We start from the raw sequence: 15,400 nt of genomic DNA, 5'->3' as shown, positions 1-15,400 counted from the left end.
CGATCCCACCGGAACCAGTGTCCGACCCGTCCGGGACGTCCGGACGTCCAGGCGGTCCAGCCGGTCCGGGCGGTCCGGATCGTCGGGCGAGAGCGCGACACCGGGGGCACGCCATGTCTGACATGGAGCTGCCCCGCCAGGGCTTGGCCCCCGGCATGACCCCCGGCATCACCCTGCCCCGACGCCCCGACGTCCTGTCGACGGGTCCTGTCCGCGTACACCCACCGTGCGCGTACGGGGAAGGCGGCGAGCCTGTCCGCACAAGCAGGCAGCGCATCAGGCCGGTGCCTCTGCCGGGCCATCGGCGACACCGGCCCGTCGCGCACCGCCGGCCGCTCCGCGCAGCACCACCGGATGTCCACGAAGCCGGATACCTGTACCTGTACCTGTCCGGTCCGGTCCGGAACCCGGCGAAGCGGTCCGGCAGGGCGCCGGACCGCTGTTCTCGCGTGGGCACGGCAGGGCCGAGGGCCCTGCCGCGGATTCTCAGCCTCGTGCCTGCACGAACTCCTTCACCGAGGCGATGACGTAGTCGAGCATCTCGTCGGTGAGGCCGGGATAGACACCGATCCAGAAGGTCTGCTCGGTGATGATGTCGCTGTTGGTGAGGTCGCCGACGGCCCGGTACGGCTGGTTGATGTAGGCCGGGTGGCGAGTGAGGTTCCCGGCGAAGAGCCGCCGGGTGCCGATCTTGCGGCTCTCCAGGAAGTCGACCAGTGTCGCCCGGGTGAACGGGGCGTCGGGGGCGACGGTCAGCACGAATCCGAACCAGCTCGGGTCACTGCGGGGCGTCGCCTCGGGCAGCACCAGGTGCGGCACGTCCTGCAGCCCGTCGCGCAGCCGCTGCCAGTTGCGCTTGCGGGCCGCCACGAATCCGTCCAGCTTGGTCAACTGGCTGAGTCCCAGGGCGGCCTGGATGTCGGTGGCCTTCAGGTTGTACCCGACGTGGGAGAAGATGTACTTGTGGTCGTAGCCCATCGGCAACGTACCCATCTGGTACTGGAAGCGCTTGAGGCACTTGTCGTTCTCGCCCGGCTCGCACCAGCAGTCCCGGCCCCAGTCGCGCAGCGACTCCACGATCCGGGCCAGCGCCAGGTTCGAGGTGAGGACACAGCCTCCCTCGCCCATCGTCAGGTGGTGGGCCGGGTAGAAGCTGACGGTCGAGAAGTCACCGAAGGTCCCGGTGAGTTTGCCGTCGTACGTGGAGCCGACCGCGTCGCAGTTGTCCTCGATGAGGAACAGGTCGTGCTCAGTGGCGAGTTCGGCGATCTCGGCCACCTCAAAGGGGTTGCCGAGTGCGTGCGCGATGATGATCGCCCGGGTCTTGGGGCCGATCGCCTGCGCCACTCGCTCGGCGGTGGTGTTGTACGTGCCGAGCTCCACGTCGACGAAGACCGGGACCAGCCCGTTCTGCAGGATCGGGTTCACTGTGGTGGGGAACCCCGCTGCCACGGTGATGATCTCGTCGCCCGGCCGAAGCCGCCGGTCCTCCAGCAGGTGGGAGGTCAACGCGGAAACCGCGAGCAGGTTGGCCGACGACCCCGAGTTGGTCAGATGGGCCTTGCGGCGCTTGAGCTTGCGCGCGAAGGCCGACTCGAACTTGCGCGAGCTGCGACCGGCCGCGATCCGCATCTCCAGAGCGGCCTCGACGAGCGCCACCCGGTCCTCCTCGTCCAGCACCGCGCCGGACGGCCAGATCTCGGTGACGCCGGGCACGAAGCCCGAAACGCCCTCCTCCCGCTCCTGGTGGTACTTGCGGACCTCGTCCAGCACCAGCGCCCTGTGGTCGCTCATCTCCGCTTCCTTCCTGCCGTGCTGATGGGTGGTCATGCGGCCGCGAGCAGATCCCGCAGCGATTGATCGAGGGAGCGGCGTGGCTCCCAGCCGAGCACCTTGGCGGCGCGCGAGACATCCAGTTGCTGCCATTCCGTGTCGACGCGCGACTGTCCGCCGGCCGGGGCCTCCTCGACGACCCGGACGGGCAGTCCGCTGACCGCGATCAGCCGGCTGACCAGGTCCCGGGTGTGGACGGCCGCGCCACTGCCGATGTTGATCACCTGGCCCGTGACCTCGGAGGCATCGGCCCGGACGGCGCACAGGACGGCGTCGGCGACATCGCGTACGTCCACGAAGTCGCGCCAGGCGTGCAGCGGCGGCAACCGCAGCTCCGCGGGGGCACCGGCCGGGCCCGGTTCGGTGGCGAGCCGCACCAGCCTGCCCGCCACCGAACCCAGCAGACTGCCGGGGGGTGTTCCGGGACCGCAGACGTTCGCGATGCGCAGCACCACCCCGGGCTGCGCGCCGTCCCGGGCCGCGTCGAGCACAGCCCGCGCGCCGAGAAGCTTGGTACGCCCGTACGGCGTGACCGGCGCGGGCTCGGCGCTCTCGTGGGTGCCCGCGCCGCTGGTTCCGGGTCCGTACTCATGGCTGCTGCCCAGCTGTACGAGCGTGGGCCGCCGGTCCAACAGGGCCAGCGCGCGTATGACGCGGAGTGGGAGTTCGACGTTCCCGGTGTACATCTGGGGCTCGTCGGCCTTCCAGGCCCGGCCCGCGGCGTTGACGACCGCGTCGGCTTCCTCGGCGAACGCCGCGATCCTTTCGGGCCCGGCCGTCACGAGGTCGAAGCCGGCGGGGAGGGTGACGACCCGGTCGCCCGCTTCCGTCAGTGCCCGGCAGATGTGCGTGCCCAGGAAGCCGCCGGCACCCAGCACGACGATGTTCACCGGGCACCGCCCGGGCGGTGCTCGCCGGTTTCCAGGAGGTCTCTACGGTTCGGCTTCACACCGGGAAGCTAGGTGTGCCGGCTCAACTGCCGCTCGACGGGCACTAGGGAGTGTCCGCGAGGTACCGTCGTCCGCCCGCAGGCCGGGCGAGACCTCGCGGACACGACCCGGGCCCGACGACCTCGCCGCGGGCGTCGTGAATCCCTGACCCCGATCCGCCGCAAGCACCGGCGTCCCGGCATCGTGCACCGCGTTCCGATGGCTCCGTGCCGGGGGGGCCGGTGCGCGGCAGGGACCCCGGTCACCGCCTTCAGCAGGCACGGGTTCTCCAGCACCTCCGCCGTGGCGCCCCGCCGTACCGCCCCCGCCGACGGGCAGTACCTCGTACATCTCCTGTGGCGTCCGGACGCCGGGGGGCATCCGGCAGCCCCCCGCGAACCTGCCTGGAGACGTCCAGGACGTCGGCGGGCGCGGTGGGGCCTCCCGCCGAACGCGGCAGCACCACCGGTCGTCGGCGCGGCGCCTCGGGGGAAGCCTCCGGCCGGCGAAGCTCCGCCCACCCCGGCCTCCGGGCGGTGGACGCCGGGCCTCACGGCAGGTCGGCCCCGCCTCTCAGGGGCAGCGGATGACCTGGCCCGCGTACGCCAGACCACCGCCGAACCCGAACAGCAGGGCGGGTGCGCCGGAGGGGATGTCGCCCCGCTCCAGCGCCTTGGACAGCGCCAGCGGGATGCTGGCTGCCGAGGTGTTGCCGGACTCGACGACATCGCGGGCGATGTACGCGTTGCCGGCCCCGAGCCGCTTCACGAACGCCTCGATGATCCGGAGGTTCGCCTGGTGAAGCACCACCGCGCCGAGCTCCTCCGGCGCCACCCCGGCCTTGTCGCAGACGCTGCGGGCGATGGCCGGAAGCTGGGTGGTGGCCCAGCGGTAGACCGACTGCCCCTCCTGCTGGAACGTGCCGGATACGCCTTCGATGCGCACCGCGTTGCTCAGTTCCGGTACGGCCCCCCACACGACGGGGCTGATCTGTGACTCGGGGGCCGCCTCGACCACGGCCGCGCCGGCACCGTCGCCGATCAGCACGCACGTGGTGCGGTCGTCCCAGTCGGTGAAGTCGCTCAGCTTCTCGGAGCCGATCACCAGGGCCCGGGTCGCGGAGCCGGCCTGGATGGTGTGGTCGGCGGTGGCCAGCGCATGGGAGAAGCCCGAGCAGGCGACGTTGATGTCCAGCGTGGCCGCGCCACGGATACCCAGCTGGGCGGCGACGCGGGCCGCGGTGTTGGGAGAGCGGTCGATTGCGGTGCAGGTCGCCACGAGGACCAGGTCGATGTCGTCGGGGGCGACGCCACCGCGGTCCAGCGCGTTCTTGCCCGCCTGCGCGGCCATGAAGTCAACGGTCTCGTCGGGCCCGGCCACATGCCGCGTCTCGATGCCGACGCGGCTGCGGATCCATTCGTCGCTGGTCTCGATCCGCTGGGCCAGATCGTCGTTCGTCAGGACCTTCGGGGGTTGGTAGTGGCCCATGCTGACCACGCGTGACCCTGTCACTGTTACTGCTCCTTCGAATCCGCGAGAGACCTCTTCTTCGCCCGCATCGTTGCACTACCTCGTCGAACCATGCTGCGTTGCCCTTCATTTCGGACAGAAAAAGCCCCAGTTCGTCGCGCCATGTCAGCTAAGAGCATCGGATGATTGGGAATGAACCGGTTCGTCGTTCTTGCGAGTGAACTGGCGTCATGTCCCGGCCGGCCCGGCCGGTCGAAACATTTCGAATGATTGACCGCAATTATCGGAAGGACTAGCCTGCCGCGTGGTCCGGCGGGCGCATGGATGGGGATGCCGTCCGCACACATGGACGCTTTGCGCTTCCCCCCGTTTCCCCACCGCACAGAGGGAACACATCCATGAACCGAAGATCCTCGCTCATCAGCCTGATCGCCACCGGGGCACTCCTCGCCGCCGTCTCGCCGGCACTCGGAGCCGGCGGGGCGGCGGGGGCGGATCACGCACCCGGGCCCAAGGAGCGGAACGCGCACTGGGTCGCCGCCTGGACGTCGATGCCGCAGCTGACGGAGCCGTCCAACATGCCGCCGGCACCGTTCACCCAGGACGACTCCGTCATGACGGACACCACACTGCGGCAGACCGTCCACGTCTCGGCGGGCGGCGACCACATCCGACTGCGGTTCTCCAACGCGTTCGGCGGGGCGGCGCTGCCGCTCACCAAGGTGTCCGTCGCGCTGCCGCTCGACGGCCGCACCGGCACGGGCGCCATCCGGGAAGGGACCGCGCGCCCGGTGACGTTCGGGGGCAGCGCCTCGGTGACCGTCCCCGTCGGCTCGCAGGCCGTCTCCGATCCTCTGGACTTCCCTCTCCCACCCGGCTCCACCCTGACGGCGACGGTCTACCTGGCCACCGGGCAGGCGTCCACCGCCATCACCTCGCACCCCGGTTCCCGTACGACCTCGTACCTCCGGTCCGGGGACCACGTCCAGGACCCGGATCTCCCCGGTGCGGCCACCACCGACCACTGGTACTTCCTCAGCGGCGTGGAGGCCTGGTCCAGCGGCACCACCTCGGCGACGGCCGTGCTCGGCGACTCGCTGACCGACGGCCGGGGGTCCACCACCAACGGGAACGACCGCTGGCCGGACGTACTCCAGCGGCGACTGGCGGCCGGCGGGGGCGCGGTACGGACCTCGGTCGTCAATCAGGCGGCCGGCGGCAACCGCCTGCTCAACGACGGCCTGGGACCGAACGCGCTGGCCCGGCTGGACCGCGACGTGCTGTCCCAGAGCGGCGTCGACCGGCTGATCGTCTTCGAAGGCGTCAACGACATCGGGACGGCGTCCGCCACACCCGCCGCCCAGAAGCAGGCGGCGGACGACGTCATCGCCGCGTACGACCAGATCATCACCAGGGCGCACGCGCTGGGGATCCGTGTGTACGGAGCAACGCTGACCCCCTTCGGCGGCAACACCGGGTACGACGATCCGGACGGCTACCGCGAGGGGGCCCGGCAGACGGTCAACACCTGGATCCGCACCAGCGGGCGCTTCGACGGGGTGATCGACTTCGACCGGACCGTCCGGGACCCGGAAAACCCCCGCGCGCTCCGCGCCTCGGTGGACGTCGGCGACCACCTCCACCTCAACCCCGCGGGCTACCGGGCCCTGGCCGAAGCCGTCCCCTCACGCCTGTTCCGGCCGTCCCCGCTCCCCGCGGGATTCGGCTACAACTGACCGGCGCGCAAAGGCGGCCCGCGCACCCGCGAGGCGAATTCCAGGGGCGCGGGCCATCCGTCGGCCGGTACGGCAGCAGAACCCGCGGCCGCTCCGACGGGACGTCACATGACCAGAGCCCGGGCCCGACCGTCCGGACGACCGGATCGTCCGAATGACCGGTCCGTCCGGACGATCCGGCCCGAAGCGACAAGCGCGCCAACGGCCGCCACTACGGCGGCACGGCCCTCCGTACACCTGCGGCGGTCAGCTGCGGGACACCTGACGGAATCACCGCCCACCCCTCCCTGACCGACAACCACACAAATCGCCCGCCCCTGTCCATGGGGACAGCGGACGTTCACCCGGAAGAAGGCATTGGAGAAAGCTCGAACGTTTCTGCATCGCTACTTGCCGGACCCTCGGGTTAGGTTCACCGACTGTCACCTCACCGACCGTCCCCCACCGGCTGTCATGGGGCTCCTGAGCACGTCCTGCGGGCCCGGCGCTGCGAGGAAAGGCATCAATGACCGAGACGCCGGCCCCCACGGCACCCTCCGTACCGGCCCCGCTGCCCGAGCCGTGCGGCCGGGTGTACCGCAGGGACGGCCGCACGGTGGTGGCACTGCGCGACGAGATCGACCTCGCGACCGCCGCGCTCATCGCACCGGCCCTGGACGGGGCGACGTCGGCCGGCTCACCCCAGCTGGTGGTCGACCTGACGGAGGTGAGTTTCCTCGACTGCTCGGGACTGACGCTGCTGTGCCGGGCCCGACGGCGCGTGCTGGACCGTGACGGGCGGTTCTGGCTCGTCTGCGGCTGCCCTCGGATCCTGCGCCTGCTGCGGGCCGGCCGGCTGCACGATCTGTTCTGTCCGGTGGCCACCCCGGACGAGGCCTTCCGCACGGCGGAGCCCGTAGCTCCTGCCGCCTCCTGAGCGGTGCGGTGCGCCCGTCCACCCAGCGCCGTCCCGCGGCCCCCGGCCCGCCGGCCGGGGGACCCCGGCCGTCAGCCCTTGTTCTGCGCGGCCCAGAACTCGTCGAACGTGAGGAGCCCGTCCCCGTTCGCGTCGTGGGAGTTGATCACGGCCTGTGCGACCGTCTCGGTGACGTAGGGGTCACCCAGCTGAGCCATGACGCTCTTGTACTCGACAGCCGAGATCAGCCCGTCGCTGTTCAGGTCGAACCGCTCGAATGCCTTGCGCGCCGACTCGATGTCCGCCACTTTTCCGCCCCTTCGTATGACTGTCTGACGGAGGTCAGATTAACGGGCGCGACGGATGGCCCTCGCGGCGGCCGGTCGTCGATCATGGGTGGGCCGGCCACCACCCGGTGGCCGCTGACCCGAGCGGGGAGCGCAAGGCGGGATGAGCGAGGCACTGGCAAGGATTCTGGATGCCGCGGCGCAGGGGCGGTTCCCGCCGCCGGACGGTTCCACGACCGTGGTGAGGCAGCCGAGCACGCGGGACGCCGGGGTGCTGGCGTTCACCGCGCACTCGGTGGTCTTCACCGACGAGGACCCGCGGTGGGTGCACGACGCGCTGGCCGCCACTCCTGGCGACCCGCTCGCCGCGACCATGAGTCCGCGCTTCCTGAGCGCCCTGCTGACCCGCACGGGCCGGCACATGAACACGACCGATCTGCTCACGGTCGCACCCGCGCTGCGGGGCGCACCGGAGCTGGAGCTGCGGGAGATCCGCGACCCCGGACACCCCCGGGTGGCACGGGCGATGATGTTCCGCGACGAGGTGCGGGTGTGGGGAACCGAGGGCGGTGTGGTGATCCTCGGCCGCGGTGTGGCGGGGCGCTGGGAGACCTCGGTCGAGGTGGCGGAGGAAGCGCGCGGGCAACGGCTCGGCGAGCGGCTGGCCCGGGCTGCCCGCCATCTGGTGCCGGACGCGGTGGTGTGGGCCCAGCAGTCGCCGGGGAACGCCCGCAGTGTGCGGACGTTCCAGGCGGCGGGATACCGGCCGGTGGGCTCGGAGGCGCTGCTGATCACGGGGTGAGCCGCCGGCCGCCCACGCGGTGAGCGGCCGGGGGGCCGCACGGTACGCGACCGGCTCAGCGGAGGAAGCCGGACGAGTAGCGGCTCAGCGGAAGACTCCGATGTGGCCGAGCAAGTACCGGCTCAGCGGAAGACTCCGGTGTGACCGAGCAACTACCGGCTCAGCGGAAGACTCCGGTGTGACCGAGCGAGTACCGGCCCGGCTGCGGGTAGACGGCGAGCCCGTGGGGGCCGCTGCCCACCGGGATCCGGGCCAGCTGCTTGCCGGTGGTGGTGTCGATCGCGTACACCTCCGCGTTGTAACGCCCGGACAGCCACAGGACCTTGCCGTCCGCCGAGACCCCGCCCATGTCCGGGCTGCCGCCGTTCGGCAGGTGCCACTTCTTCGCCAGCTTCTTCCGGGCGAAGTCGAACACGGAGACGGAGCCCTCACCGCGGTTGGAGATGTACATCTCCTTGGCGTCGCGGCTGACGTAGAGCCCGTGGCAGCCCTTGCCTGTGGGCAGCAGTTCCGGCGTGGTGAACTTCTCCCCGTCCAGCACCCACACGCCGTTGGCCATCATGTCCGCGATGTAGAAGGTGCTGCCGTCCGGGGACAGCTTGACGTCCTGCGGCATGGCGCCCTTGAACGGCAGCTTCTGCTGGCCCACGACCTTCATCTTCGCCGTGTCGACCTTGAGCAGTTCGCCGGAGAACTCGCAGGAGACGATGAAGTACCGGCCGTCCGCGGAGAAGTCGGCGTGGTTGACGCCCGCGCAGCTCACCGGGACGGTCTTGGCCGTCCTCATGGTGTGCGCGTCACGGAAGACCAGTTCGCGGTCCATCGAGGCCATCACGATGGCGTAAGTGCCGTTCGGCGTGAAGTAGAGGTTGTACGGGTCGGAGACGTCGACCGTCTTCCCCGCCTTCCCCGTCGCCGGGTCGATGGCGGTGAGGCTGTCACCGACGTCGTTGTTGACCCAGAGCGTCTTCAGGTCCCACGACGGGACGACGTGCTGCGGCTGACGGCCGACCGGGATCGTCTCGATGACCTTGTACGTGGCGGGGTCGATGACCGAAACGGTGTCGGAGTTGGTGTTGGGCACGTACACGCGGGACGGGAAGCCCTTGACAGCCGGCGACAGCTTTCCCGGGGCGTCGGCGGCGTACACGTTCCTGGCGTCGAGCACCGGCGGCATCCCGGGCAGGCCCGGCGGCGCGGGCGGGGTGACGCGCTTGGGCCGGGCGGGCGGGGCGGCGGCCTCGGTGGGGGCGTCCGACGCGTCCCTGTCCGCGGGAGTGCCGCCGCAGCCGGTGAGTACGGCGAGCAGGATGCCCCCGAGCAGGGCCGCGGTGCGTGTGGTGGAGGGAGACATCAGGTCAGCAGCTCCGTGGTCGTCACCGCACGCAGTTGGCGGCGGTCGAGTTCGGTGAGGAGGAGGGGCAGTGCGGCGACCGTGTCCGCATAGCCGAAGTGCATGCTCACCACCGATCCGTTGCGGATCTCCCCGGCCACCTTGCGTGTGACGGCCGCGGCACCGGGCGAGGTGAAGTCGAGGGAGTCCACGTCGTACGAGAGGACGTGCGGGTATCCGGCCCGGACGGCGAGCCGCTGGACGAGCGGGGTGGCGTACCGGGTTCGCGAGGGACGGAACCAGGTGCCGATGGAGCCGGTGAGCCGGCGCAGTCGCTGGGCGCATCCGGTGATCTCCGCGTACGCCCGTGCCTCGTCCATCGACGAGATGTCGACGTGGTGCTGGGTGTGGTTGCCGAGGTCGTGGCCGCCGTCGAGGATCCGGCGGGCCATCTCGGGGTGCTCGTCCAGCCAGCTGCCCACGGCGAGGACGGTGACCCTCGCCCCGGCACGCTCGGCCTCTCCCAGGACGGTCCGGGCGACGGCCGGGTCGCCCTGTCCGTGAAAGGTGAGGGCGACGCGTGCCCGGTCGCGGGGGCCGTGGTCGATCTGCACGGGCTGCCCGGCGATGCGGTGCGGTGCGGGTGCGGGGGCGTGCGCGCCGGTGGTGGCGGCCTGCTTCTTCGATGCCGGGCGGGTGGCGGGTTTCGCCGGTGCACCGGTGGCGTCCGGGTCCGCGCAGCCGGCGGCGAGGGCGGCCGTGAGGGCGGCCCCGGCTCCTGCACGCAGGGCGCTGCGGCGGTGCACCGGTCTGTCGGGGGCGTTCATGCGCAGAACATTAAGGGCGATATGTCAGAAAAATAACAATTGACCCACGGTGGCCGACGAAGGTCACACGGATGCGCACGCCCGCCCCTCAGGAAGGCAATGAATCACCCGGGGAATGTCATATGCACTCACTAATTTCCAGGCGAGTGACCCATCGCACCTTTGATTCACTGACAGAATGTTCATGTTTGGCGCGATATACAGATAATGCGGCTTTGGCGATGGAGTCGTCCGTCTGTCATAGTCGGGGACACGACCCCCATTGACCCGGGCCAGGTCGTCAATAGCGGCCGTGAACTCACCCCCCATTTCACGGCCCCCACACAGAAGCCCCCGAAGCGCCGCACCACGGCCGATCCGGGGGCTTCTGTGCGTCCGGAGGCTTCATACGCCCCGGGGACTTCCGCGCGTTCGAGTTTCCGTGCGCCCAGGGGCTTCCGCGTGTCCGGAGGCTTCCGTGCGTTCCGGGGGCCTCCTTGCGCCCTGAGGCCCCTTTGTGCCCAGCACTCCCGCTCATCCGTGAGCAGCGGCGCCGCCGGGTCAGCGGTCGGAGATCCGCATCTCGAACCAGGTGGTCTTGCCGCGCGGCAGCAGGTCCACACCCCACCGGTCGGAGAGCTTGTCGACGAGAAAGAGCCCACGACCGCTGATGTCCATCTCCTGAACGGGCATCAGGCACGGCAGCCCACGCGAAGGGTCGCGCACCTCGATCCTGATCCAGCCGCGGCGCCGCATCATCCGCAGCCCGAACACCCTGGCACCGGTGTGCCGCACGGCGTTCCCGACGAGTTCGGACACGAGCAGAACGGCATGCTCGGCAGTCTGCGGGGAAAGCGCCCACTGCCGCAGCACCACGCAGGAGGTGAGCCTGCGAGCGGTTGCGGCGGACTCCGGGCGGGAGGGCAGCCGGACTTCGTCCTCCGTCGGATTTCCGAACAACTCCAGCGCCTTGAACGCCTGTTCGTCATCGACGGCCGGCACTCTCCGTGCCGCTGTCGCGCTGCTGCGCTGTCGCGGCTGCTCCACACCCTCCAGGCCCGCCATGGACACCATCATGGCTGCACAGCAGTCGTTCCGTGGCCGTTCCCGGTGAATCCCTGACCCGGAATCAGACGCTCCGAAGCGGGCTCCAGGCATATGCCGGTGGCAGAATGCCCTGCCCGACACCCGCGCCGACCTGCATGGATACCGCGTCCGAATGGGTTTGCCACGACCGACGGGAAGCTGAGCCTTAAGGTTCCCTTAAGGCTCAGCTAATCCGCCCACACGGATGAACGCACGCCCAGCCGTTCCCAACTGGCGTTCGGTCAGAGGAATTTGGCCTTGCCCGGCCCCTCCTCCACAAAGCTGCGCATTCCGCGCTCCCGGTCCTCGGTGGCGAAGAGGCCGGCGAACCAGGTCCGCTCGATCGTGAGTCCGGTGTCGATGTCCGTCTCGAGTCCGGAATCGACGGCCTCCTTGGCCGCGCGCAGCGCGAGCGCGGGCCCCTTCGCCAGCTTGGCGGCCCAGGCGTGCGCCTGTTCGTACACCTCGGCGGCGGGCACCACTCGGTCCACCAGCCCCATGGTCAAGGCCTCCTCGGCCCTCACATGACGGCCGGTGAAGATCAGGTCCTTCGCCTTGGCGGGGCCCACCAGCCGGGCGAGGCGCTGAGTGCCGCCCGCGCCCGGGATGAGCCCGAGCATGATCTCCGGCTGCCCCAGCTTGGCGTTGTCGCCGGCGATCCGGAAGTCCGCGCAGAGGGCCAGCTCGCAGCCGCCGCCGAGCGCGTAGCCGGTGATGGCTGCGACGACCGGCTTGGGGATCCGGGCCACCGTGGTGAAGGAGTCCTGCAGCGCCTTGGACCGGACGATCATCGCCGGGTGGTCCATCGCCTGCATCTCCTTGATGTCCGCGCCGGCCGCGAACAGCTTCTCGCCGCCGTAGAGCACCACGGCACGCACGTCGTCGCGCCGGGACGCCTCTTCGGCGAGCTCGCGCAGTCGGTCCTGGGTGGCGATGTCCAGGGCGTTCATCGGCGGACGGTCCAGCCGGATCGTGCCGACGCCGCCGCTTACTTCGAGGGTTACGGTCATGGGAGGCAGGTTAACCGGCGCTAACGCCGGGCCGGGCAGGGCCGGGTCCGGTGCCGTTCGTCACAGCCGGGAAGCCCGCGCGGCCCGGGTCCGTCGCCCCGGGCCGCGGCGTGCGGCAGCGCTCCCGGTTCAGCCCTCGACCCATCCATGGTTCTTGGCGAACTGCAGCAGTCCCTGGCGTACCTGAAGAATGTGCTCCGCGGTGAGTCCGGGTGCCGATTCCAGAAGTACTTCCGTGACATCCCGTACGTACTCTTCCGAGTTGAGCACGTCGCACAACACGTCGTCGCCGTCCACGGGCTGCCTGCCCAGGGACTCGGAGCGCCCCGGGAAGACCGACGGCGTAACCGCCGCCGACCCGTTTCCGTTGCCTGCGGCAAGTTGCACCGAGGACGCCTTCAGACCCCGGTCGCCCTCCTCGATCTCGAACTCGACCATCAGGCCGGGCCGGAGAGACGCCTCGGGAATACGGAGGTCGTTCACATGCAGGAAGACGTCCTCGCCACCATGGTCGGGAGCGATGAACCCATAACCCTTCGCGCTGTCGAAACGCACCACACGACCGATGACCATGGGAACCGCCCTCTCAACGAATCCCGGACCCGTGTCCGGGACATCCCTGCCGCGACAGGCCGCCCGGACCTCGTGCACCCACTCCGGACGCGCCGTGCGACTACTTGACCGCTACCGTCCCGGATGTCATTGCCCCGCAGGTGACACCGGGATCCCTGTTGCAGCGGCACACCATCTTGTCAGCACTCAGTCCAGCCTACGGCCGGTGGGACGGGGCGGAGGAGGCCGGCTGTCCCGCCGGCGGGTCCACCTCGTCGAGGAACGTCCGCATGACCTGGCGGAAGTGTTCCGGTTCCTCGAGATGCGGAAGGTGGCTGGACTCCTCGAAAATCTCCCAGCGTGCTCCTGGGATGAGGTCCTGGAACGGCTGCACCGTCGCGGGGGTGGCTTCGTCGTGACGTCCGGAGATCAGCAGGGTGGGCACGTCGACGTCGGGGCAGAGGTCGATGACCGACCAGTCACGCAGCGTGCCGTTCACATGGAACTCGCTGGGGCCATTCATCGCGTAGTAGACGGTGGGGTCGTTGTACACCTCGTAGAACGACGCCAGGTAGTCGCGGGGCCAGGGCGTGAGACGGCAGACGTGACGCTCGTAGAAGGTGCGCATGGCCGCGTGGTACTCGTCCGTCTCGGTGGTTCCGGCTGCCTCGTGCCGGAGCAGCGTGTCGTTGACACCGGGCGGGAGCTGGTCCCGGAGGATCTTGGCCTCCTGGAGCCAGAGGGGGTAGGAGGCGGGCGAGTTGGCGATGACCAGGCCACGCAGGCCGACCGGACGTTGCGCGGCGTGGTGTGTGATGAGCATGCCGCCCCAGGACTGCCCGAACAGTACGTAGTTGTCGGCGATCCCGAGACCCGTGAGCAGGTTGTCGAGCTCGGCGGCGAACAGGTCGACCGCCCAGAAGTCCGCTCCCCGGTCGGGCAGATGGGTCGATCCGCCGTTCCCGATCTGGTCGTAGTGCACGACGGACCAGCCGTCTTCGGCCAGGTCGGACAGGTTCTGCAGATAGTCGTGGGTGGATCCCGGGCCACCGTGCACGACGACGAGCGTGGGCCGGTCGGAGCGAAGGTCGCCCGTCACCCGGTACCACGTCTCGTGCTCGCCGAACGGCAGGGTCCCCTTCGCGCTGGGTGCCACGGTCACGTCACTTCGCCTCGTTTCGATTCGTTTCGTCCCGCACGCTGCTCGCGGATGGGAGCGGTGGGTCACGCAGTCACTCAGTCACGCGGTCACGCGGTCACGCGGTCACGCGGTCACGCGGTCACTCCGGCGTCGGACCCTGCCGTCTGCGACGTCAGCCACTCGTCGATGACGTGCGCGGTTTCCTGGGCGCGGTCCTCGACGAGGGTGAAGTGGTTGGCGCGTACGGTCCGCAGGGTGTGGGTGGCCTCCCAGGGCTCGGCACGGCCGCTGACCAGGTCGGGCGACGCGTCGTCACCGTGCGGCACGAAGGACTGGGTGCACTGGACGAAGAGCACCGGAGCCTCGACCGGGGCGAGCGGGAGTTGCGGGACCAGTTCGACCCAGCGGCCCATCGCGGAGAGCCGGCTGCTGTCGAACCGGCCGAACACCGCTTCCTTGTCGAACATGCCGAGCGCGAGGCCGTCGAGGGGGACACCGTCACTCCCGCCGTCGTGGACCTTGAACGTGTCCAGCAGGATGACGCCCGCCGGGCGAACCCCGCATTCCCGTTCCAGGTGTCCGGCGGTGGCGTAGGCGAGGGTGCCGCCTGACGAGTAGCCGAGCAGAACGAACGGTTTCCCGTCCGCCGTGTCCAGCACGCTCCGGGCGAGGGCCTGGACGGCTGCGTCGGATGACGTGGGGAGGCTCTCACCCGCAAGGAATCCCGGGACGGGCAGTGCGGATATCTTGTGCCTGCCTCCGAAGTGGGAGACCAGACGCGCGTGTTGGTGGACACCGCCGGTGGCCATGGGCGTGCTGAGGCAGATGAGGTGCGGCCCCTCGGAGGCGTCCGCGAGACGCACTGCGGCGGGCAGCCGCTCGATCTCGTCCACGGAGCCGAAGCCCGGCCGGACGTCGGCGGCCGCCTGGAGGAGCGCGAATCCCTTGTCCGCGCGGCCGGAGACGACGGCCGAATGGAACAGGTCTCGGAGCGTCTCGGGCGGCCTGCCGGCCGAAGGGGCCTCGGCCTCACCGGATACGTCCCCGCTCGTCACCCCGTCGGCCCCTGCGGGCGCCCCCGCTTCGCCGTCCGCGAGGGGGCCTGCCGCCAGCAGGTCCGTACGCAGCAGCCGGGCGAGCTCTGCCGGGCTCTTGCTGTCGAAGACCACCATCGGGGGGAGCCGCAGTCCGGTGTCCTTCATCAGGGCGTTACGGAGCTCCATCGCGCCGAGCGAGTCGAACCCTGCCTCCAGGAAGTCCCGTTCCGCGTCGAGGGCGTCCGCGCTGCTGTGTCCAAGGAGCGCGGCCGCCCGCTCCATGACGAGCGTCCTGAGGAGGGCCTCCTGCCCGGCCTGGTCGGCCTGCGCGAATCGCTGCCGCAGAGACGTCGCATCCGCCCTGGTGACGGCAGTGCGGCGCCTGGTAGTGGGGACGAGGTCGCGGAGGAGCGCGGGAATGGTGTCGGTACGCGTACGGAGCGCGGTGACATCGATCGGCAACGGAACCAGAGCAGCCCGGCC

The 15,400-nt window shown here is 70.2% G+C and carries 14 protein-coding genes; 3 read left to right on the top strand and 11 right to left on the bottom strand.

All coding sequences use genetic code 11. From position 1 onward, the window contains the following. Positions 1-486: 486 nt before the first annotated feature. From rfbH to ACIOEW_RS20280, 3 genes are all read right to left on the bottom strand, one after another. Entirely contained in the window at positions 487-1,794 is a 1,308-nt protein-coding gene (rfbH, locus tag ACIOEW_RS20290) for a lipopolysaccharide biosynthesis protein RfbH (protein WP_362550947.1), read from the bottom strand. A gap of 32 nt (positions 1,795-1,826) precedes the next feature. Then, a complete protein-coding gene (locus tag ACIOEW_RS20285) occupies positions 1,827-2,723 on the bottom strand; it encodes an NAD-dependent epimerase/dehydratase family protein (protein ID WP_401964989.1) in 897 nt (298 codons plus the stop codon). A gap of 612 nt (positions 2,724-3,335) precedes the next feature. Beyond that, positions 3,336-4,274, bottom strand: coding sequence for a beta-ketoacyl-ACP synthase III (locus ACIOEW_RS20280; protein ID WP_401964988.1), 939 nt, complete (start codon positions 4,272-4,274; stop codon positions 3,336-3,338). Positions 4,275-4,630: 356 nt separating this feature from the next. On the opposite strand from ACIOEW_RS20280, the gene ACIOEW_RS20275 reads away from it, so the two are divergent. Beyond that, positions 4,631-5,968, top strand: coding sequence for an SGNH/GDSL hydrolase family protein (locus ACIOEW_RS20275; RefSeq protein ID WP_362550956.1), 1,338 nt, complete (start codon positions 4,631-4,633; stop codon positions 5,966-5,968). 505 nt (positions 5,969-6,473) lie between these two features. Continuing rightward, a complete protein-coding gene (locus tag ACIOEW_RS20270) occupies positions 6,474-6,884 on the top strand; it encodes an STAS domain-containing protein (protein WP_362550959.1) in 411 nt (136 codons plus the stop codon). 71 nt (positions 6,885-6,955) lie between these two features. On the opposite strand, the gene ACIOEW_RS20265 is transcribed toward ACIOEW_RS20270, so the two are convergent. Continuing rightward, the gene (locus ACIOEW_RS20265; protein ID WP_326738861.1) at positions 6,956-7,171 is read right to left on the bottom strand and encodes an EF-hand domain-containing protein; all 216 of its coding nucleotides are present in this window, start codon (positions 7,169-7,171) and stop codon (positions 6,956-6,958) included. Between the two features lie 142 nt (positions 7,172-7,313). Between ACIOEW_RS20265 and ACIOEW_RS20260 the strand changes: the two genes are divergently transcribed. Continuing rightward, positions 7,314-7,952: a GNAT family N-acetyltransferase gene (locus ACIOEW_RS20260; protein ID WP_362550962.1), complete on the top strand. Its 639-nt coding sequence runs from the start codon at positions 7,314-7,316 to the stop codon at positions 7,950-7,952. Between the two features lie 160 nt (positions 7,953-8,112). Here the strand turns inward: ACIOEW_RS20260 and ACIOEW_RS20255 are convergent, their stop codons facing one another. From ACIOEW_RS20255 to ACIOEW_RS20225, 7 genes are all read right to left on the bottom strand, one after another. Continuing rightward, positions 8,113-9,306, bottom strand: coding sequence for a beta-propeller fold lactonase family protein (locus ACIOEW_RS20255; protein ID WP_401964987.1), 1,194 nt, complete (start codon positions 9,304-9,306; stop codon positions 8,113-8,115). After that, positions 9,306-10,112, bottom strand: coding sequence for a polysaccharide deacetylase family protein (locus ACIOEW_RS20250; RefSeq protein ID WP_401964986.1), 807 nt, complete (start codon positions 10,110-10,112; stop codon positions 9,306-9,308). Before ACIOEW_RS20250 ends, ACIOEW_RS20255 begins: the two co-directional genes overlap by 1 nt. A gap of 540 nt (positions 10,113-10,652) precedes the next feature. Beyond that, on the bottom strand, positions 10,653-11,168 hold the full coding sequence (locus ACIOEW_RS20245) for an ATP-binding protein (RefSeq protein WP_362550970.1): 516 nt from the start codon (positions 11,166-11,168) through the stop codon (positions 10,653-10,655). 251 nt (positions 11,169-11,419) lie between these two features. After that, the gene (locus ACIOEW_RS20240; RefSeq protein ID WP_362550972.1) at positions 11,420-12,187 is read right to left on the bottom strand and encodes an enoyl-CoA hydratase-related protein; all 768 of its coding nucleotides are present in this window, start codon (positions 12,185-12,187) and stop codon (positions 11,420-11,422) included. Between the two features lie 129 nt (positions 12,188-12,316). Further along, positions 12,317-12,760, bottom strand: coding sequence for a cold shock domain-containing protein (locus ACIOEW_RS20235; RefSeq protein ID WP_362550975.1), 444 nt, complete (start codon positions 12,758-12,760; stop codon positions 12,317-12,319). A gap of 196 nt (positions 12,761-12,956) precedes the next feature. Continuing rightward, positions 12,957-13,901: a proline iminopeptidase-family hydrolase gene (locus ACIOEW_RS20230; RefSeq protein WP_362550978.1), complete on the bottom strand. Its 945-nt coding sequence runs from the start codon at positions 13,899-13,901 to the stop codon at positions 12,957-12,959. 110 nt (positions 13,902-14,011) lie between these two features. Next, on the bottom strand, positions 14,012-15,400 hold a 1,389-nt coding region (locus ACIOEW_RS20225; protein WP_401964984.1), incomplete at its 5' end, for a thioesterase domain-containing protein.

Source organism: Streptomyces sp. NPDC087901, from assembly GCF_044742205.1.
Lineage (GTDB): Bacteria > Actinomycetota > Actinomycetes > Streptomycetales > Streptomycetaceae > Streptomyces.
Note: the sequence above shows the minus strand (reverse complement) of the source record. Positions and strands in the feature narration are given on the sequence as shown.